20 protein-coding genes are annotated in these 19733 nt (G+C 63.1%); 12 read left to right on the top strand and 8 right to left on the bottom strand.

Annotation, left to right across the window (positions count from 1 at the left end; translation table 11 throughout):
* Window positions 1-43: 43 nt before the first annotated feature.
* The 4 genes from N0D28_RS09650 (at window position 44) to N0D28_RS09665 (ending at window position 4738) form a co-directional block, all read left to right on the top strand.
* Window positions 44-3190 carry a DEAD/DEAH box helicase gene (locus N0D28_RS09650; RefSeq protein WP_260559319.1) on the top strand — a complete coding sequence of 1049 codons (3147 nt, stop codon included), beginning with the start codon at window positions 44-46 and terminating at the stop codon, window positions 3188-3190.
* A 19-nt stretch (window positions 3191-3209) separates the two neighbouring features.
* The gene (locus tag N0D28_RS09655) at window positions 3210-3581 is read left to right on the top strand and encodes a hypothetical protein (RefSeq protein ID WP_260559320.1); all 372 of its coding nucleotides are present in this window, start codon (window positions 3210-3212) and stop codon (window positions 3579-3581) included.
* The gene (locus N0D28_RS09660) at window positions 3578-3871 is read left to right on the top strand and encodes an antibiotic biosynthesis monooxygenase family protein (protein ID WP_260559321.1); all 294 of its coding nucleotides are present in this window, start codon (window positions 3578-3580) and stop codon (window positions 3869-3871) included. Before N0D28_RS09655 ends, N0D28_RS09660 begins: the two co-directional genes overlap by 4 nt.
* A gap of 501 nt (window positions 3872-4372) precedes the next feature.
* A complete protein-coding gene (locus N0D28_RS09665; protein WP_260559322.1) occupies window positions 4373-4738 on the top strand; it encodes a hypothetical protein in 366 nt (121 codons plus the stop codon).
* A gap of 17 nt (window positions 4739-4755) precedes the next feature.
* Here the strand turns inward: N0D28_RS09665 and N0D28_RS15670 are convergent, their stop codons facing one another.
* From N0D28_RS15670 to N0D28_RS09675, 3 genes are all read right to left on the bottom strand, one after another.
* Complete coding sequence (locus tag N0D28_RS15670; protein ID WP_376777614.1) at window positions 4756-5328, bottom strand: transposase; 573 nt, start codon at window positions 5326-5328, stop codon at window positions 4756-4758.
* Window positions 5329-5403: 75 nt separating this feature from the next.
* Window positions 5404-6399 (bottom strand): transposase, encoded by a 996-nt coding sequence (locus N0D28_RS09670; protein ID WP_260559323.1) that lies wholly within the window; start codon window positions 6397-6399, stop codon window positions 5404-5406.
* Window positions 6400-6474: 75 nt separating this feature from the next.
* On the bottom strand, window positions 6475-6615 hold the full coding sequence (locus N0D28_RS09675; protein WP_260559324.1) for a hypothetical protein: 141 nt from the start codon (window positions 6613-6615) through the stop codon (window positions 6475-6477).
* Window positions 6616-6850: 235 nt separating this feature from the next.
* Here N0D28_RS09675 and N0D28_RS09680 point away from each other — a divergent pair, with 235 nt between their 5' ends.
* The 3 genes from N0D28_RS09680 to N0D28_RS09690 all read left to right on the top strand — a co-directional run bounded on the left by N0D28_RS09680 (window position 6851) and on the right by N0D28_RS09690 (window position 8279).
* On the top strand, window positions 6851-7030 hold the full coding sequence (locus tag N0D28_RS09680; RefSeq protein ID WP_260559325.1) for a hypothetical protein: 180 nt from the start codon (window positions 6851-6853) through the stop codon (window positions 7028-7030).
* An 18-nt stretch (window positions 7031-7048) separates the two neighbouring features.
* A complete protein-coding gene (locus tag N0D28_RS09685) occupies window positions 7049-7225 on the top strand; it encodes a hypothetical protein (RefSeq protein ID WP_260559326.1) in 177 nt (58 codons plus the stop codon).
* A gap of 64 nt (window positions 7226-7289) precedes the next feature.
* Window positions 7290-8279, top strand: coding sequence for a lipocalin-like domain-containing protein (locus N0D28_RS09690; protein ID WP_260559327.1), 990 nt, complete (start codon window positions 7290-7292; stop codon window positions 8277-8279).
* Window positions 8280-8304: 25 nt separating this feature from the next.
* Here the strand turns inward: N0D28_RS09690 and N0D28_RS09695 are convergent, their stop codons facing one another.
* Both N0D28_RS09695 and N0D28_RS09700 read right to left on the bottom strand, forming a co-directional pair.
* Entirely contained in the window at window positions 8305-8670 is a 366-nt protein-coding gene (locus N0D28_RS09695) for a hypothetical protein (protein ID WP_260559328.1), read from the bottom strand.
* A 116-nt stretch (window positions 8671-8786) separates the two neighbouring features.
* Window positions 8787-9326: a hypothetical protein gene (locus N0D28_RS09700; protein WP_260559329.1), complete on the bottom strand. Its 540-nt coding sequence runs from the start codon at window positions 9324-9326 to the stop codon at window positions 8787-8789.
* A 295-nt stretch (window positions 9327-9621) separates the two neighbouring features.
* Between N0D28_RS09700 and N0D28_RS09705 the strand changes: the two genes are divergently transcribed.
* The 5 genes from N0D28_RS09705 to N0D28_RS09720 all read left to right on the top strand — a co-directional run bounded on the left by N0D28_RS09705 (window position 9622) and on the right by N0D28_RS09720 (window position 14396).
* Window positions 9622-10314 (top strand): aspartate/glutamate racemase family protein, encoded by a 693-nt coding sequence (locus N0D28_RS09705; protein WP_260559330.1) that lies wholly within the window; start codon window positions 9622-9624, stop codon window positions 10312-10314.
* Window positions 10315-10335: 21 nt separating this feature from the next.
* Window positions 10336-11067, top strand: a complete 732-nt coding sequence (locus N0D28_RS15565) for a cytochrome P450 family protein (protein ID WP_312846398.1) — start codon at window positions 10336-10338, stop codon at window positions 11065-11067.
* A complete protein-coding gene (locus tag N0D28_RS15570; protein WP_312846399.1) occupies window positions 11009-11560 on the top strand; it encodes a cytochrome P450 in 552 nt (183 codons plus the stop codon). Before N0D28_RS15565 ends, N0D28_RS15570 begins: the two co-directional genes overlap by 59 nt.
* A 153-nt stretch (window positions 11561-11713) precedes the next feature.
* A complete protein-coding gene (gene ilvD, locus N0D28_RS09715; RefSeq protein ID WP_260559331.1) occupies window positions 11714-13408 on the top strand; it encodes a dihydroxy-acid dehydratase in 1695 nt (564 codons plus the stop codon).
* Window positions 13409-13478: 70 nt separating this feature from the next.
* Window positions 13479-14396: a restriction endonuclease gene (locus N0D28_RS09720; RefSeq protein ID WP_260559332.1), complete on the top strand. Its 918-nt coding sequence runs from the start codon at window positions 13479-13481 to the stop codon at window positions 14394-14396.
* Between the two features lie 6 nt (window positions 14397-14402).
* Here the strand turns inward: N0D28_RS09720 and N0D28_RS09725 are convergent, their stop codons facing one another.
* The 3 genes from N0D28_RS09725 to ileS all read right to left on the bottom strand — a co-directional run bounded on the left by N0D28_RS09725 (window position 14403) and on the right by ileS (window position 19696).
* Window positions 14403-15272, bottom strand: a complete 870-nt coding sequence (locus N0D28_RS09725; RefSeq protein WP_260559333.1) for an alpha/beta hydrolase — start codon at window positions 15270-15272, stop codon at window positions 14403-14405.
* Window positions 15273-15297: 25 nt separating this feature from the next.
* On the bottom strand, window positions 15298-16410 hold the full coding sequence (locus tag N0D28_RS09730) for an acyltransferase (protein WP_260559334.1): 1113 nt from the start codon (window positions 16408-16410) through the stop codon (window positions 15298-15300).
* An 85-nt stretch (window positions 16411-16495) separates the two neighbouring features.
* Window positions 16496-19696 (bottom strand): isoleucine--tRNA ligase, encoded by a 3201-nt coding sequence (gene ileS, locus N0D28_RS09735; protein ID WP_260559335.1) that lies wholly within the window; start codon window positions 19694-19696, stop codon window positions 16496-16498.
* Between the last annotated feature and the right edge of the window lie 37 nt (window positions 19697-19733).

A 19733-nucleotide genomic window follows, 5' to 3' on the forward strand; every position in this document is an offset into this window, starting at 1 on the left:
ATCTGAAGACCTTTGCCCCGCGCCCAGACATTAAACTGACCGGATGACTGTCGCCGTGCCCTCGCTCTCCAAACTGCTGCCGGGTGTGCCGCCAGGCAATGTGCTGCTGCTCCCGCAGGTGGCCCGCGCCGCCTTGTTCGCCGCCCACGCTGGCCCCTGTGTGCTGCTGACCACGCCCGACCGATTGCCACTCTACCAGGGCGCGGGCCAGCTCGGCGCGCCCATCAGTGTCAACCCCGGCCTGCGCGAATGGGACGAGAAGCGCGAACACGTCGTGATGGACATTCGGACGGCGATGGACCTGTTTCCGGCCCGGCCCGAGGACCACGCCCTCACCTTTACGGTGGGCCGCCAGTACCCGCGTGAAGAGGTGCTCTCGCGGCTCGAACACCTCGGCTACCCACGCCTGATCGACGGGCGGCTCGACGAACTGGGCTTTATCCTGCGCGGCGACACGCTCGATCTGTACCTGACGGCGGACCCCCAGGAAGGTCAGCTCGCCGCACTGAGGGCTGAGTTCTTCGGCGACGAACTCGACACCCTGCGTGAACTGAGCGCTGACGGATTGCCCGGTGGCAAGCTGGAGCGTTACGCCGTTGCCCCCACCGAAGGCTACCTGAGCGAAACCAAATGGGACGCCACCCGCCTGGAACTGCTGCCGGGCCGGGTCTTCCTCGACGCCCCCGAGTTCTACGCCTCGGTGCTGGGCCCCGTTACCGACTTGCTGTGGGCGCAGCTTCTGATGCGTGAGGTGACCAGTTTTGGCCGTGCCCCGCTGATCCTGGAAGACTTCACGCTCGATCTGGTGACGCTACCGTATTACCGCGCCCGGCTGGGTGAACTGGCGACGGACGTGGACGGGTGGCGCGCGGCGGGCTACCGGGTGCTGCTGCTGGTCCGGCATGACCGCACTGCTACTTATCTGGCCGAGAAGCTGCTGGGCAACACGGTGTTGGATAAAACAGGACCCAAATGGCTGAATCTGCCGCGTCTGGACGCGGGCGAGCTGGGCTTCCTGCGCTCCAGCGGCGAGGGCGGCTTCGTGCTGGAGCAGGCCCGCATGGTGGTGCTGACCGAGGACCTGATCTACGGCTTTCAGGGCGGCTCGGCGCTGCGCGGCAAGAAACTCAGCGGCAAACCCGTCACCGACGCGCTGGGACTGGCGGTGGGCGACTATCTGATTCACCCGGAGCACGGCATCGGCCAGTTTCAGGGGCTGCAAACCCGCACGGTGCTGGGCGTCACCCGCGATTACCTCAATATCAGCTACAAGAACGAGGCGGCTCTGGCCGTGCCGATTGAGCTGTTGCCCACCCTGCGCCGCCACCCCGGTACCACCGACGACCCGCCCGCCCTGAGTAGCCTCGACAAGAATGCCTGGGCCAAAGCCAAGGAGCGCGCCAAGAAAAATGCTGAGGAAGTGGCAGGCAAGCTGCTGGTGCAGTACGCCGCCCGGCAGGTCACGCCCGGCAACAGTTTTCCCGCCAACCAAGAGTGGGAGCGCCAGATCGCGGATAATTTCGAATTTGAGCTGACGGCTGATCAGAAAACGGCCCTCAAGGAAACCCTCAAAGACCTCGAAGCGCCCAACCCGGCGGACCGCCTGATCTCCGGCGACGTGGGCTTCGGCAAGACGGAAGTGGCCCTGCGCGCCGCCCACCGGGTCGTGGGCGCGGGCATGCAGGTGGCCGTTCTCGTGCCGACCACCCTGCTGGCCGAGCAGCACACCTCGGTTTTCGTGGAGCGCTTCAAGGACCTGCCGGTGCGGGTCGAGGGGCTGTCGCGCTTCACCGGCGACAAGCAGGCCAAGGCAATTCTGATGGATCTGGCGTCGGGCAAGGTGGACATCATCATCGGCACCCACCGCCTGCTCAGCAGCGACATCGTGTTCAAGAATCTGGGCCTGATCATCGTGGACGAGGAGCACCGCTTCGGCGTGTCGCAGAAGGAAAAGCTGCGGGCGCTGCGCGGCATGCCGGAAATCAGCAAGGACGGCAAGATCGAGATTCCCGAAGGGGTCAAGGCGGTGGACACGCTGGCGCTGTCGGCCACCCCGATTCCGCGCACCCTTTACATGAGCATGGTCGGTCTGCGCGACATGTCCAGCATCCAGACACCGCCCAAGGGCCGCAAACCAATTCAGACCATCCTGGCCCCCTTCGACCCGGTGACGGTGCGTGACGCCATCGTGTCGGAGATCGAGCGCGGCGGCAAGGTCTTCTATATCCATGACCGCATCGCCAGCATCGGGGCGCGTAGTTTGTACCTGCGCAATCTGGTGCCGGAAGCCCGCATCGGCGTGGCGCACGGGCGCATGAACGAGGAAGAACTCGAGGAGATCATGCTCGGCTTCGAGGAGGGGGCCTTCGACGTGCTGGTCTCCACCACCATCGTCGAAACCGGCCTGGACATTCCCGAGGCCAACACCATCCTGATCGAGAGGGCCGACCGATTGGGGCTGGCGCAGCTTTACCAGCTTCGGGGACGGGTCGGGCGGCGCAGCACCGACGCCTACGCCTACCTGTTCTTCCCGCCGCGCATGACTGAGAACGCCTCCCGGCGGCTGTGGGCCATCGCCGACCTGCAAGACCTGGGCAGCGGGCACCTGCTGGCCGAGAAGGATATGGAGATTCGTGGAGTGGGGAACATTCTGGGTGAGGAGCAGCACGGGCACGTGCAGGCGGTCAGCATTGACGTGTACACCGAGCTGCTGGCCGAGGCGGTGGCCAAGCTCAAGGGCGAGCCGATCAAGGTGCCGCTGAGCGTCAGCATCGACCTCCCCATTAATGCCCGCCTTGACGCCGAGTACTTCGGCCACGACGAGGACGCCCGCATCAGCACCTACGGGCGGCTCTCGGAAGCGCGAACCTTGCAGGCCATCAGCCGCGTCGAGCGTGATTTGCGCAAGAAGTTCGGCCCCCCCAGCAGTGAGGTCCAGAACTTCATCGACCTCGCCAAGCTGCGGCTCACCGCCCTGGCCCGCCGGGTGCTGAGCATCGGCGAGACCATGACTGACCTCCAGATCACCTTCGCCTATAAAGCGCTCGACTACGACGCGGGCGGCCTCAAGAAGTTCCCGCACAAGACCGAAGTGACCACCTTCCCGCCGTCCATCAAGATTCAGAAGCGCGGCATCAGGGTAGACGACTACGCCAGGACATTGATTGACGTGCTGGGGTATTTCGGGTAGGAGGAGATAGTCTGGGCACATGAAATCATCGCCTCTCCATCTTCGTCTTCTGGGCGCGCTGGTGCTTACGGCCATCATCCTGGTTGGCCATCGGTGGGACGGCCAGTCGTTGGTTGATGTGCCCCGCTGGGGCTGGGGGGCGCTAACTTTGGCGGTTGTTGTTCTCCTGACCCAGTGGCCGCAGCGCTCAAACCTCGCGGCGCTGAGGCATGTGCCACTGGGCTGGCGTGTGGGTATGACGACAGGACTCTTCATGTTCCTCTTTACCCTGGCCAACCATGCTTCGCCGCGCCCCGACTGGTTTTTCGCCCTGTTCATGGGTCTGACGATGGGCCTTCTTTTCGGCTACATCTGGAACCAGAGGCACGCGTTCAAAAGCAGCCATCCATGATTCAGGAACTTGCCCTGCTCCACATCCGCCCCAACCAGACCGCCGAGTTTGAAGCGGCGTTTGCAGAGGCCCAGGCCATCATCAGCGCCATGCCCGGCTACCTCCGTCACGAGCTGCAAGTGTGTCTGGAAGACGACCACAAGTACGCCCTGTTCGTGTGGTGGGAAACACTGGAAGACCATACCGAGGGCTTTCGCGGCAGCCCCGAGTATCAGCAATGGCGTTCGCTGATGCACCACTTTTACGACCCGTTCCCGATGGTGGAGCATTACAGACAGGTCTTACCTTAACTGCGAAAAATGGCGTATGAAACTCTGGCCGAGGTTGTTGAGCGGCGGCGTCATTCTGGCTTTTGGCTTGCTGACGGCCGCGTAAGGTCAATTTGGGCGCGTGGGTGAAGTGCCGCTGTGGTACTGGGCAGCTTTTGGAGTGTTGACGGCTTTGCTGCTGTGGCAGGTCATCTGGCAGCCACTTGACGTTTTGCGGAGCCGCGTACATAGAGCAGTAGTTGACACCTTTGTCGGCGTGTTGGTGCTCCTGCTGATCCTTTCCGACCAAGCTCTGACGACGCAACTCTACTGAAAAACCTCTTTTTGTGGGTGTCTTCACTGGCCTTTTCATGGGCTGGGTTTACAGCTACGGCGGGGCAAAGCGCAGCGGGCCGCAGCGTAAAAAACAGTTTTAAAGATGCCAAGGCGGGAGCCTGAGAGACTGACTCTTCAGGGCGTCGCCGCTCGGCTGGCCGCGCTGCCGGATCAATCTCCGAGGACCCAAACGCTAGACTGCCCTTTATGTATCCACTTCTCCGCATCGCCCTTATCGCAGCCGTGGTCATGGCGGCCCTCAATGTCTTTTTTGCAGCCAGCCAGTACGGCGGCCTGAATACCCTACCGCTGTGGTTTTTCCTGTCGCAACTGCTGCTGATTCCGGCCTTCATCTTCAATGTGCAGCTCTTTCCGCAGGCCAGCCGCACCGCCGACTTTGCGCGGCGTACCGGGCTGTATGCCCTCGGCTGGGCGCTGCCGTTCGGCGTTTACAAGCTCAGCCAGGACCTGCTTTCTCCTGCCTTCAGCCTCGGCGTGAGTCTCGTCTCGCTACTGGTGACGTGTCTGCTGTTCGGCGTCGTGATGGCTTTTTTGCGGCGGCCCCAGCCGTAAGGACTCTGCTGGCGAATTCAGGCGACCTGAAGGCGAGCAAAGCGGGAATGTTTAGTCCCAATGGGCCGCTCTCCAATCATCCAGGCATCGAGCCGGACGACATTGATGGCCATCGCAGTCAGGACATGTTGAAGCCTGGTTTTCTGCTCGCCGATATACTGACATCGGCGAAGGCCGAACGCACGAACGCCCTGGGATAGGGTCCCCTCAATCCCTGCACGCCGGTGGTAAAGCTGCTGTGCGAGCGGGTCTTTTATGGCGTCACGTGCGGCGTACCGTGCTTCCTGTTGGGCTTGCGGCTGAAACTTTAGCGATTTTGCACGATCTCCTGAACGAATACATTGCGCTCTCACGGGGCAAGGTCGACAGCTCTCCTTCGCAAATCTGACGTTGATCAGAGCCTGACCGTTCTTTCGGGCCGTAGACGTCCAGGCTACACTCGTCTGCCCTTGTGGGCAGACGACCTGTCGGTGCTGCCATTGAATCTCAAATGATCGAAGATCAAAGCCTGGGACATGCTGGCCAGACCAGTTATTGTTAAGTCGCACCGGCCCAATAATCTGCGTTCCATGCTGCTCACGGGCAGCCACAATAAGTTCCGCGCCATGGTATCCAGCATCGAGCCAATGCTGCTTTGGACTCAAATTTCGTTGAAAGAGCTGATTTTAGATGATCAAGCCGATGGGCGCGTCATTCATATTTCCCAGCGTGGTGGTGACATAGGTCAGCAGCCGTGGGAGGTCATCCTCACACGTTTCGGTCAGGTGAACCTTGTAACCGATCCAGCCCTTCCCGCGTTTCGTACCGAATCGTGCCTCTGGATCATATGGAGATTCCACGGCCTCAACACTGGGAGAGAGTTCCTTGCGTTCTTTGAATCGGAGCCTCCCTTCTGCTTCCACAAATTGGCTCGCCCAGCAGCGTTGCAGGACCACAATCTCAGGCAATTGAAGAGCACCCTGAGGGGCTTCGGACTGCTTGAGCAGTCCGAGAAGAGTTTGACCATCCTGACCCACACACGCCGCGTACGTCTGTTTGGCGGTTTCACTCTTTGGCAGGCGATAGTTCTCTGCCCGGTGCGCATACCGGTCATACCAAATCGGGTCGCTCACCTGATGTAACCAAGCTGGCGCAATCTCAGTCAGTGCGTTCAGCGCAGCGCGAAGCGTTTCAGTGACCAGTTCCAACCGGTTCATCACACGAATCGCTGCGAGTACATGAGTCGAGTCCGTACGCTGCTTGCCATGGCGACGTAACAACCCGAGATCCTGACATCGCTCGAGAAATCGGTCCAAGAGCAGCAACAAAGTGTCTTGTTGAAGAAATCGTGCTCGGAACTCGCTCATGACTGTCGAATCAAAGCCGGGGTCACCAAGCTCTAGGGACAACGCGTATTTCCACGCCAAATGGCCCCGAACAGCATCAGCAGCCTGCCGATCACTCAGATTCTCAACAAACTGCATAAGCGTTACGAGCGCCAATCTCCACGGGGACAGCCCGGGCTGTCCCCGTGTGGAATAGAGTTGGGCGAAATCCTCGTCGACGAGAAGCATCCCAACCTCGTCACGTAGACGCATGAACATATGGCCTTTCGGATACGCCATTCGAGCAATACGAGCAGTCTCAGCCGGGATTTCGGGAGCTGGCATTGGACGCAACATATTTCAGTCTGTACCAGCGGTTATGAATTCGCCAGCAGAGTCCGTAAGGTCGCGGGTGTGGGGCCAGCCGTTCTCTCAAACGTGCATGGTAACGCCTTCGCTCTGCGGGCAGTACCGGCCGACATCCACACCACTGCGCCCGACGCCCTCTACAACAACGGTCTGCATCGTCGGCTGCACCCACCGCGAGATGCTGACGGCGGTGGGCAGCGTCACGGTAGTCAATGCTGGCCCGGTGTCGAGGCAGAAAGGCAGCCAGCCGCTCGCCCCCTGTCTTGTCCAGAACGGACGCCCATGAGTACGCCTGCCTGCTAGGTGTTCTCCACGCGCACGGCTGGCAGCTGGAATGTGGAATACCGCCGCGTACCATGGATGTTGCGGCAGCAGCGAAGTGGGCCAGCCAGCACGCGCCCGCTCACTTCGCTGCCGAAATTCCCTGGCTGGAGCGTAGGTGCGGGCCTTGAATGCGGCCCATGAGCGCCCGCTGCGGGTCGTCTTCGTCTGCACCCACAACAAACTCCGCAGCCGCACCGCCGAGACGATCTTTCGCGGCGTTCCCGGCTGGCAGGTCGCCTCGACGGGCACCGACAGACGTGCCGAGACGCCGCTGACCCGTAACCTGCTGGAGTAGGCTGACGTGGCCGTGTGCATGGAAAAGCGTCACCGCGACGAGCTGCGGACCAGATTCAGAGGTGCGCTGCCCGACGCACGAATCCTCACGCTCGGCATTCCCGACGACTACGAGTTCATGGCCGCCGACCTGGTGGCGCTGCTGCATAGGCTGGTACCGGGGCGACTGAACACCGTCAACCCGAAAGACCCATGAGTGCAGAGCAGTGAGCGTAGCCCCCGGCGCAGTTTCCCGGCGTCCGGCCCGCCTAGAGTAGGTTATGAAGCGCTTGCTCTGGCTGGCCCCCGTGCTCCTGACCGCCTGCGTTCCCCGCGCCGTTGCCTTTGATCCGGCCAGGATTCCTGACCCTGCCGCCCTGGGGCCGAACAACGCGGCCACTGAGTGGTGGTATGTCTCCGGCTACCTGCCCGACACCCAGCAGGCGTTTCACTGGGCGCAGTTCAAGGTCAATTACAAAGGCATTCCGTACTTTGCCGCGCACCTGGCGATCACTGATCTGAATACCGGCAAGCTGACGTTTCTGGAAGAGGGCCGCCAGGACGCCAAATTCTCTTTTCCGCCGCTGAGCGTCCGGCAGGGTGACTGGACGCTGACCCAGAGCGCCAACACGCCCGCCGCACCGTTTGACCTCAAAGCTGGGCCGCTGCAACTCACCCTGACGCCCGAAAAGGGGCCGGTGGTGCATCCGCCCGGCTACTCCGGCACGCCTGAAACTGGGCAACTGTATTACCAGAGCGTGACCCGCCTGAACGTCAGCGGCACCATTGACGGCCAACCCGCGCGGGGACTGGCCTGGCTCGACCACCAGTGGGGTGACCAGCAGCCAGGCCGCAATGCCCTGTGGGACTGGTTCGGCGTGCATCTCTCGGACGGCTCGGACCTGATGCTCTACCGCGTGAAAACCCTGGACGGCACCGTGGTGCAACTCGCTGGCTCGGAAGTCGGTGTGGACGGGGTGGCCCGCGCTGTCGGCAACGTGACCATGACCCCGCAGCGCCAGTGGACTTCACCTTCCGGGCGCACCTACACCCTCGACTGGAAGGTGAAGTCCGACCGGGGCGATTTGACCCTGAAGGCCGTTCACGACGATCAGGAACTGCTCTCCAAGACGACTTCGATCGCCTACTGGGAAGGGCCGATCACGGGCAGCGGCACCTGGGGCAGCGCGCCCGTCACGGTGCTGGGTATGGGCGAATTCGTCGGCGGCGTGCTGACCAAGGCCGAGGGCGGGCAGTTCAGCGCCAAGTGAGGCGCTACCAATCGGGCGGTGCATCTCAGGCGGGGGCCAGGGCTGAGGGAACGCCGATCAGCCCGCGCTTCTGGTCAAAGCTGGCCCGTCGGCGAAAGCAGGCCCAGAACTCCTGCGGCGCTGTGGCAGGCTGATTCGCGTCCGGCTGGTAGCGCAGGTAAAGATAGCTGGAACTGGTGTCCGGCAACATGCCGTTGATTTCCAGGCGGCTGAGCGTGGTGCCGGGCGTCAACGCCTGGGCGGCATGGAGGGCAGTCTCCGCCTGAGTTGCCAGCCAGCGTTCGCGGGCGCTCAGCTCTCGTTTGACCGGCTGACCGAGCCGGTCGGTCACTGAAATCTGGGCGGCCAGCAGCGCTGCGGGCTTGGGCTCTGAGGTGCCAGAATCGTTCATCTCTCTCCCTGGAGTGCTGGGCTTTTACGGCTTTCGTCCAATCCCGGCGTCCGTTTTTTCCTTCTCCCTTTGGTCGGGTCAACAGTCATTTCATGACTGATGGCCCGGAATCCTTGTCAGTGGGTTGGCAGCGGCCCCACGTACTGGACATACGCCGCCGTCCAGTCCCTGGAAATGGCCTGCTGGGCCACCTGCATGCTGATGGTGCCATTGCAGGCCAGCGCGTGCAGTTTGTTTTCGAGACTGTCTTTGACGTGGGCGTTGAGCGGCTTGGTCACGTAGCTTTCCGGCCAGAGGTTCTTCACACTGTTGGAGCCGCCGAGTTCGAGGCTGATGAGGTGATCGATCTCGTATTCGCCCGGCTGGTGCGAAGTCACGCCGTAGGAGCGGTACACCTGGGTCTTGAGACTGCTTGGAACGTTACGGACCGTCTGGGTGTAGCCCGACCGGCAAATGACGGCCTTATCGCTGGTCAATACGTCGCCGGGGGTCAGGGTGGAGTTGGGCACGCTCCCGGCCTGCCGGGCTGGGCCGTCCCCTGAAGGCTGGGCTGTGCCCACCTGGCCTGAGCCAGGTTGACGCAGCAGCAGATAAGCGGCCAGGACGATCAACACGGCGAACAGCACGATCAGCGGCAGAGCGTTGTTTCGGCGCATGTTCTCAGTGTGCGCGTTCAGGATAACGGGAAGTGGACTTATCTGCCAGACGGGGCTTGCCCTCATGGGCGCGCCTGAAGTTCGGCTGCCCAAGGCAGCGCCCAGTGAGCCCGAACCCAGGAAAGCGTAGAGGACGGCGCGAAAGATGATCAAAAAGGTCTTTTCTTTGGTGCCGGGCGCTGGAATCCGCCCGGGACGAATTAAAACACACCATTCATAGCGTCTCGAAGAGACCTTCTCTTTCCTGGCTCCCAACGGGCGTTTGTAGAATCCCTGGACCGGGTATCCTCAGTTCATGAAACTGCTCGGCGTCATTGGTGGTATGTCGTGGACGTCCACGGCGGAGTATTACCGTCTGCTCAACAGTGAGGTGGCTCGGCAACGCGGCGGCCTGACCTCGGCGCGGCTGCTGCTGCACAGCGTCGACTTTGCCGAAATCGCGGCCCTGCAAACCAGTGGCGAGTGGGACGAGGCGGGCGAAATTCTGGCCGATATCACACGTGGCCTGGAGCGCGCCGGGGCTGAGGGCCTGCTGCTTGCCACCAACACCATGCATAAGGTCGCCCCGCACATCGAGGCGGCCACCCGCCTGCCGCTGCTGCACATCGCCGACGCCACCGGGGAGGCCATCCAAGGAGCGGGTCTGAAGAAAGTCGGCCTGATCGCCACCGCCTTCACGATGGAGCAGGATTTTTACACAGGTCGGCTCTCGGAAAAGTATGGTCTGGATGTGATCGTGCCCGGCCCGGCAGACCGCGCTGAGGTCCACCGCGTCATTTTCGACGAGTTGTGCCGCAATGCCGTCACAGAGCAGTCACGTGTCATTTACCGCCGCGTCATGGCCGACCTGGTTTCGAGGGGCGCACAGGCCATCATCCTCGGCTGCACCGAGATCAGCCTGCTGGTCGGTGCAGCCGATGTTGCGGTGCCGGTGTTCGACACCACCGCCATTCACGTGCAGGAAGCTGTCAGGTTCATGCTGGAGTGAGCCGCCCCGTATGCTCTGAGTATGTCTCCACATCTGCCACTGACCGACCCGGCCTTCGTCCAGAACCCTTACCCGGCGCTCGAACGCTTGCGCGAGGAAACGCCCCTCTTCTTCGATACGGCCCTGAACAGGACGGTCGTGCTGCGCTACGACGACATTTCCGGCATTCTGCGTGACAAGCGCTTTGGGCGCACGCTGACCCATCTGTATTCGCGTGACGAACTCGGCTGGCCGCTGCCCGACCCGGCCCAGCAGCACTTCGACGCCTTCAACGGCAACCACATGCTCGACTCGGAAGGCGAGAAGCACACCCGGCTGCGCTCGCTGGTGGGCAAGGCGTTCACGCCCCGGCGGGTGGAAACCTTGCAGCCGCGTATCGAGGCGATTCTGGAGGAGCGGCTCTCGGCGCTGGGTCCGGAGTTTGATCTGGTGGCCGACTACGCCGAGCCGCTGCCGGTCACGGTGATCGCCGAATTGCTGGGTGTGCCGGAGGCTGAGCGCTTTCAGTTGCGTCCCTGGAGCGCGGCCATCGTCAAGCTGTATGAACCGCAGTTCACCCGCACGCAGCAATCGGAAGCCGAGCGGGCTGTCGTGGAGTTCAGTGCCCTGATCCGCAAACTGGCTGCCGAGCGCCCGCGCCGACCCCCAAGACGACCTGATCACTGCGCTGGTGCAGGTCGAGGACGGCGGCCAGATGCTCAGCGAATCCGAGCTGACCGACACCTGCATTCTGCTGCTCAATGCCGGGCATGAGGCCAGCGTTAACGGCCTGTCGGCGGGTGTGCTGGCGCTGCTGAGGCAGCCGGAACACTGGAAGAAGCTCGTTCAGGCATCGGGCGAGGGCGACCCCAAGCCGTTTCGCACCGCCGTCGAGGAACTGCTGCGCTTCGACACGCCGCTGCCGATGTTTGAGCGTTACGTCCTGGAAGACCTCGACTGGAACGGCGTATCCCTGAAAATGGGCGATCAGGTGGCCCTCATCTATGCCAGCGGCAACCGCGACCCGCGCCGCTTCGAGCGGGCGGACGAACTGAACCTCAGCCGCGACCCCAACCCGCATCTGACCTTCGGACTGGGCCGCCACTACTGCCTCGGCGCGCCGCTGGCCCGCTTGGAACTGGCACTGAGCCTGCGGGCGCTGGTGCGACACGCGCCTATCTTGCGGCTGGCTGACCCCGCCGCCCTGCCGGAGTACGGCGGCGGTTTCGTGATCCGGGGGCTGGGCCGGTTGCCGGTGCGGCGCTGAGTGAGGTCCACTGCATATATTTGACTTTGCCCGAATACTGCGCTATCTTTTAGGAATCAGCGGCCCGAGTGGCCGCTTTTTTCATGCCTCCATCAGGGTGGGCTGCCCAGACGCCTGCCCGCCGTGCCGGGTCCCAGGCTCTAGACTGGCCGTATGACCGACACCACCACCAAGAAGAAGCTCAACTGGAACTCCTACCACGTCACCCAGGGTGACGAGCGCGCGCCCAACCGGGCCATGTTGCGGGCGGTGGGCTTCACCGACGGCGATTTCGAGAAGCCGATCATCGGTGTGGCGCACGCCCAGAGCAACATCACGCCCTGCAACAACGGGCTGGGCGAACTGGCCGGGCACATCACGGGCGCGATTCAGGAAGGCGGCGGGATGCCTCAGGTCTACGGGACCATCACCGTGTCTGACGGCATCAGCATGGGTACCGAGGGCATGAAGTGTTCGCTGGTATCGCGCGAAGTCATCGCCGACAGTATCGAAACCGTCAGCCGGGGCCAGTCGCACGACGGCGTGATCGTGGTGGGCGGCTGCGACAAGAACATGCCGGGGGCCATGATCGGCATTGCCCGGCTGAACATCCCTGCTATTTTCGTTTACGGCGGCACCATCAAGCCCGGCCACTACAACGGCAAAGACCTGACCATCGTGTCGGTGTTCGAGGCGGTGGGCGCGCTCGGCGCAGGCAAGATGAGCCGCGAGGACTTCAATGAGATCGAGCGCCGCGCCTGCCCCGGCAACGGCAGTTGCGGCGGCATGTACACCGCCAACACCATGTCGTCGGCTTTCGAGGCGATGGGCATGAGCCTGCCGTTTTCCAGCACCATGAGCGCCGTGGACGCCGAGAAAGCGGTGAGCAGCGCCGACAGTGCCCGCGCCCTGCTGAAGCTCATTGAGGCTGACATCCGCCCGCTGGACATCCTGACCAAGCAGGCCTTCGAGAATGCCATCACCGTCATCATGGGCGTCGGCGGCTCCACCAATGCGGTGCTGCACCTGATGGCGATTGCCCACGCCTGCGACATCGACCTGACGCTGGCCGACTTCGAGCGCATCCGTGAGGTGACGCCGGTCTTCTGCGACCTCAAGCCCAGCGGCCAGTATGTCGCCACTGATCTGCACGAGGTCGGCGGTATTCCCCGCGTGATGAAGATGCTTCTCAAGGCCGGACTGCTGCACGGCGACTGCATGACCGTGACGGGCAAAACCATTGCCGAGAATCTGGCCGACGAGCCGGACGCACCCAACGAGGGCCAGGACGTGATTCGTCCCTACGATCAGCCGCTCTACGCCCAGGGGCACCTCGCCATTCTGCGCGGCAACCTCGCGCCCGAGGGCTCCGTGGCCAAGATCAGCGGCCTGAAATCCATCAAGATCACTGGCCCGGCGCGCGTCTTCGAGTCGGAGGAAGAATCGATGCACGCCATCATGTCCGACCAGATCAACCCCGGTGATGTGCTGGTCATCCGCTATGAGGGGCCGAAAGGCGGGCCGGGCATGCGCGAAATGCTCTCGCCCACCTCGGCCATCATCGGTAAGGGCCTGGGCGACAGCGTAGGTCTGATCACCGACGGGCGCTTCTCGGGAGGCACCTTTGGGCTGGTCGTCGGCCACGTCGCGCCGGAAGCGTTTGTCGGCGGCCCGATTGCGCTGGTCCATGAGGGCGATACCATCGAGCTGAACGCCGAGACCTGCGAGCTGACCCTGCATGTGGACGAGGCCGAGATCGAGCGCCGCCGGAAAGAGTGGGTGCAGCCGGAGCCGAGGTACAAGCGCGGCGTGCTGGCCAAGTACGCCAAACTGGTCAGCAGCGCGGCGGTGGGAGCGTACACCGACTGAGCGCCAGGAATTGAGTTGGGGCCGTCTGCCGCAGGGTGGGCGGCTTTTTTGTTTGGGTTAAAGTTGGGGAATGGCAGTTCCCGATTTTCAGACGTTCATGAGGCCGATGCTCGAAGCGGTAAAGAACGGTCAGGAGTACCGTATCAGGGACCTTTACCAGCCGCTGCGCCTTGTACTTCAACTTAGCGAGGCCGACCTTCAGGAGCTGCTTCCCAGCGGCAAACAAGCCAAATACGCCAACCGGGTGTTGTGGGCGAAGTTTCATCTGGTCAAAGCGGGCGTGCTGCTCAGCCCGACACGGGGAGCCGTAAAAATTACCGAGCGGGGTCAGCAGTTGCTAAAGGAAGTTCCGGACCGCATTGATATGAAAGTGCTCAACCGCTTTCCGGAATATGTGGCGTTCAGGGGAAGCAAGCAAGCAATCGTCAACGGAGTGAACGAAACGGAAACGGAACCGGACCACCTCAAGCAGATTCCGCCCGATGAGCAGCTCGACGCCCTCTACGCCGAACTCAGTGCTGCATTGGCCGACGAACTCCTCGCCCAGGTTCGCGCCCTCACGCCGCAGCAATTTGAAATTCTGGTGGTGCAGCTTCTGGTGGCGATGGGTTACGGCGGCAGCGTGCGAGACGCGGGCCAGGCGCTGGGGCGCAGCGGCGACAACGGCATCGACGGGGTCGTCAAGCAAGACCCGCTGGGACTGGACCAGGTCTACGTTCAGGCCAAGCAGTGGGCCAACAACGTGGGCAGCCAGGAAGTGCGGAACTTTTCTGGCTGCCTGACCTATCACAAAGCCTCAAAGGGCGTGCTGATCACCACCGCAGGCTTCAGTTCCAGCGCCACAGACACCGCTCGCCAGATTGGCAACATCATCCTGATCGGCGGCGAAACCCTGGCCGACCTGATGATTCAGTACGGGGTGGGCGTGCTGACCCGCAGCACCTATCAGGTCAAGAAAATAGACAGCGATTTCTTCGAGGGTATCTGACCTTGTTCAGGGCGACTTGCGTGCCTGGAGGCCCTGCACGAAGGCCACCACCTGCGCGGCCACCTGTTCGCTCAGGTGCGAGCCGCCCAGGTGCGGGCCACTGGTATGGACGAGCTGGCTGCCGATGCCCGCCGCCTTGCCGTAGAGTGCCTCACCGTTGCGCTTGAAGTTCACGGTGGTGTCCTGCGGGCTACCGAAGACGAGCAGCGGCACCCGGAAGCTGGCGGGCAGCGAGGCCAGCGGGTCTTCGTGGGCAGCGGGCGGGCGGCCTTTCAGGGCGTAGGCGGCGCTCAGCTCCGGCTGGCGCGACTGGCCGCTGTTCCAGGCATCGGTGAGGTTGACCCGTCCGTCAATCAGAATCAGGCCGTGAACGTCGAACACGGCGTCCACCGCTGCCCGCAGCGCCGACATGCCGCCCATCGAGACGCCCAGCGCGTAGGTGCGACCCGAGAATTTGAACTTGCTCACTGACAGGGTGTAGTCGCGGGTGAGCTGCCACAATGCTTCCGGCCCACCCCAGCCGTCGGGACCACCCTCGGCAGAGATCAGCAGCGGCAGGCCAGCAGCCAGCAACTGGCGCAAAAACGGCTGAAAGCTGGTGCTCTCGGTCAATTCCGTCGGCGTGCGCCCGCGCGAGTGTGAGATGGTCAGCAGCGGGCAGCGCTCCAGACGGCATTCCGGCGGCACGATCAGCAGGCCGCCGCCCGGCAGGCGGTAACTGTGCTCCGAGGCGAAGGCCGCCAGCCGGGTCGCTGCGATGCGCTGCGGGGGGTCGGGGAGTTCCGAACTGGGCAAACTGGATGGGCTGGTCAGAGCCAGAGCTGGGGCCGTGCCCAGCATCACCAGACCCAGGAGTGTGAAGAGAAAACGCCGCATTCCCGTCAGTCTAGCGGCCCGGCGCTCAGCGGCCAAAGAACACCCCGCTCAGCCGCAACCAGGCGAGCAGGCGCGCGAGGCCCAGCGGCACGGTCAGCGAGAGCATCACCATCAGCAGGAGCATCGGCAGGGCAGGCACGGTGTCCAGATTCTCCACGCTTTTGGAGGGCAAGAGGTGCTCCAGACCTTCCAGAATGGCCGGGTGAATCAGGTAAATCTGAAGTGACAGGCCGCCCAGAAGGCCCACCCAGCGTGCCAGACCGCGCCGCCACAAGCTGTAGCCTGCACCCAGCACCACCAAAGCCATCGGGGTGGTGTAGGCCCAGGTCGAGGCGCTGTAGAGCCAGGGACTCACCTGTAGCCCGTCCAGAAAGGCCAGCGCCATCGGCAGGTGCAGCACCAGCGCGGCGGCGGTGAGCAGCAGCACCCTGCCTCGCCGCCGCTTCCACCAGTCCTGAAACTCGCTCCAGCGCCCGCCCACCGCCGCGCCCAGCACCACCGGGGCCAGATACCACAGCACCGTGGACGCCGGATACAGCAGGTGCAGATAATATTTGTTGGCCCAGTAAATCCCGATCTGCACCGCCAGCCCCAGCGCCAGCGCCGCTGAGATGCGGATGCGGGCGCGGGCCAGCGGGAGCAGGAAGGGCAGCAGCAGATACGATTCCAGCGCCACCAGCAGAAAATACAGATGGTAGTTGCCCTTGCCGTAGCCCAGCCAGAGCTGCCACTTGTCGGGCTTCAGGAGGTCGTCCCAGGGCCGGTCGCCCAGCCAGGCGCTCCAGAGCAGGTACAGCACCGTCCACAGCAGATAGGGCCACGCCCCGCGCACCACCCGCCGCCAGAAGTAGCGCCCGTAGTCGGGTCTGGCCAGCAGGCTGCGGGTCAGCACCGCCGCCGACAGAAACAGAAAGCCGGGCACCGCGAAATGCAGCACCCGGTTGAGGATGTTAAGAAACAGGAGCACGGTGCTGCCGTCCTCGGCGTAGCGCCGCGCCGCGCCGGACGCGTGGTGCAGCACCACTTCCAGAATCGCCAGCCCCCGGAAGTAGTCCACCGGGGTCAGGGCGGCGGTGCGGCTGGCCTGACCCGCTGACTCGGCGGCCTGTTCGGACGGGTTCAGGGTCGGCGCGGACATATAAGGCAGCATTGTGTCATGGATTGGTAAAGCCGCCCCTGACGATTGTCACCTTCTGGCATGGGGGCAGCCCTGCCAGACTGCCTCAGTGGACAGGCTCTCCATCAGGTTCCAGCTTTTCCAGATACGCCGTGCCGCCTTCCACTTCCGCCGCAAAGCCCGAGGCTGCGCCGAACACCAGCGTCTCGGCCAGCGTTTCCGATATCAGGTACTCCTGCCACGCCTCGGCGGCGTCTCTGGCGTCGCCCGACAACTCCAGATGCAGCGTGATACGGTCCTGCACCTCGAACCCTGCCTTCTTGCGCCCGTCCTGAATGCCGCGCACCAGGTCACGGGCCAGTCCCTCCAGCTCCAGCTCGCGGGTCAGCGAGGTGTCGAAGGCCACCAGATACCCGGCTTCTTCCATCGCCGCGAACCCCTCCGGCGACTTGGCGTCCACCAGCACCTCGTCCGGCCCCAGCTCGAAGCGCTCTCCGGTGGGGGATACGATTTCGAACTGCTGCCCGTCCCGGACAAAGCGGGCGATCTCGGCGGCGTCGGCAGCCAGCAGCGCGGCCCGCACCTGCGGCACCGCCTTGCCGAACTTCTTGCCCAGCAGCGGCAAATTGGGCCGCAATTGGTAGCTGACCAGCTCGGCGTACTGGTCGAGCAGTTCCACTTCCTTGACGTTGAGTTCCTCCTTGATCTGCTCGGCAAAGCGGCCCAAAGCCTGGGTCATCTCGCCGCTGCGGGCACGCAGCATCACGCGTGGCAACGGCTGGCGCTGGCGCAGTCCGGTCTGCCCGCGCACCGCCCGGCCCAGGCTGACCACCCGCAGCACCGCGTCCATCTCGCCCACCAGCGCCGGAGCCGCCAGACTTTCATCCACCACCGGCCAGCTGGCCAGGTGCACACTCTCCGGGGCGCTGGCGTCCACGCTCCGCACCAGATTCTGATACAGCTCCTCGGCCAGAAATGGGGTGAACGGGGCGGTCAGCAGTGTCACGGTCTTGAGCGCGGCGTGCAGGGTGGCGTAGGCGCTCAGATCGACCTGGCCGTCCTTGCTGTAAAAGCGGCGGCGGTTGCGTCTCACATACCAGTTGCTCAAATCCTCGGTCACAAAATCTTGCAGGGCGCGGCTTGATCCCGTCGGGTCGTAGTTCTCCAGTCGCTCGGTCACGGTAGCGATCAGCGTCTGCACTTTCGCCATCAGCCAGCGGTCCACTTCCGGGCGCTCAGAAACAGGTGGTGCGGCGATCAGGTCCGGCTGATCCAGATTGGCGTACAGCACGAAGAAGCTGTAAGTGTTCCACAGCGTCAGGAAGTAACTTCTGAACGCCTCGCCCACCAGGTTCATCCCGAAGCGGCGGCTGAGTTCCGGCGGTGCGGACACGTACATATACCAGCGGGCGGCGTCAGCCCCGTACTGCTCGAACACGTCCCAGGGGTTGACGATGTTGCCCTTGCTCTTGGACATCTTCAGGCCCTTCTCGTCGAGAATGTGCCCGGAGCAGATCACCGATTTGTAGGCCACCGAGTCGAAGACCATCGTGGCGACCTGATGCAGCGAGTTGAACCAGCCGCGCGTCTGATCAATCGCCTCGGCGATGAAGTCGGCGGGAAAGCCGCCCTGCTCGAACTTCTCCTTGTTCTCGAACGGGTAGTGGTGCTGCGCGAATGGCATCGAGCCGGAGTCGTACCAGACGTCCATCACATACGGCACCCGGCGGTAGCTCTCGCCCTCGAACTCGAAGGTGATGTCGTCCACGTAGGGGCGGTGCGGATCGAAGTCGGGGCCGGTGAGTTCGGGCCGCCCGCTCAGCTCGGCCAATTCCTGGTAGCTGCCGATCACTTTGTACTTGCTGGCGTCTTCATTCTCCCAGATCGGCAGTGGCGTGCCCCAGTAGCGGCTGCGCGACAGATTCCAGTCGATCAGGTTTTCCAGCCAGCCGCCGTAGCGCCCGTTCTTGATGTGCGGCGGGTGCCAGTCTATGGTCTGGTTGAGTTCGATCAGGCGCGCTTTCATGGACGTGTTGTTCAGGTACCAGCTCTCGGTGGCGTAGTACATCAGCGGCGTACCGCAGCGCCAGCAGTGCGGATACGAGTGGACGAAGTTCTTCTCCTTCCACATCACGCCCCGCGCCCTCAAATCACGGATGATGTCCTGGTTGGCGTCGCGGAAGAACACGCCCTTCCACGGGCCGAAACGGTGCTTGCCAGTCTCGTCCACGCCCACGATGACCGGGAAGCCGTAATTGCGGGCCAGCCGCATGTCGTCCTCACCGAAGGCGGGCGCGGTATGCACGATGCCGGTGCCGTCCGAGTCGGAGACATAGGTATCCAGGCCGCTCATCCAAACCGGCTTGCCCTCGCCCTCGGCGGCGTAGGCCTCGGTGAACGGGGGAGAGTACGGCACCCGCTCCAACTCGCTGCCCTGAAACGACTTCAGCACCTCGGCGTCCTCGCCCAGCACCTCGGTCAGCAGGCTGCGGGCCAAGATGACCACCTTGCCGTCCTTGTCTGCGGCCGCCACGTACTCGAAATCTGGGTGAATCGCCACGCCCACGTTGTACGGCAGCGTCCAGGGTGTGGTTGTCCAGACCAGGAAGGCTGCGCCATTGTCCAGGCCGAGCTTCTGCGGCTCCGTCAAATCGAATGTCACGTAGATGCTGGGGTCCTGGATGTCCTTGTAGCCCTCGCTCACCTCGGCGTTGCTGAGCGTCGTACCGTCCTTGGGGCAGTACGGCGCGACCCGGAAGCCCTTGTAGAGCAGGCCCTTGTCCTGAAGCTGCTTGACACTCCACCACACCGACTCGATGTAGTCCTTGTTGAGGGTCATGTAAGCGTCGTCCAGATCGACCCAGTACCCCATCCGCTCGGTAAATTTGCGCCACTCGCCCTCGTAGGCGAACACGCTTTGCCGGCACTCGGCGTTGAATTTGTCGATGCCGTAGGCTTCCACCTCGCGCTTGGAATTCAGGCCCAGCTTCTTTTCCACGCCGATCTCAACGGGCAGCCCGTGGGTGTCCCAGCCCGCCTTGCGCGGCACGTGGTAGCCCTGCATGGTCTTGAAGCGCGGAAACAGGTCCTTGAAGCTGCGCGCCTGCACGTGGTGCACGCCCGGCTGCCCGTTGGCGGTGGGCGGCCCTTCATAAAAGGTGTAGCGTGGCCCGCCCTCGGTCTGCTTCAGCGAGCGCTCGAAGATGCCCCGCTCGGCCCACCACTGAAGGGTCTGCTCCTCAAGGGCCGGGAATTTCGGATTTTGTTGAACAGCTTGGAACAACGGCTTTCGGTTGGTGGTGGTCATGGGCAATCCTTTTTGAGCAGTTTAGAATATATATGAA

This window comes from Deinococcus rubellus (assembly GCF_025244745.1).
GTDB classification, from domain to species: domain Bacteria; phylum Deinococcota; class Deinococci; order Deinococcales; family Deinococcaceae; genus Deinococcus; species Deinococcus rubellus.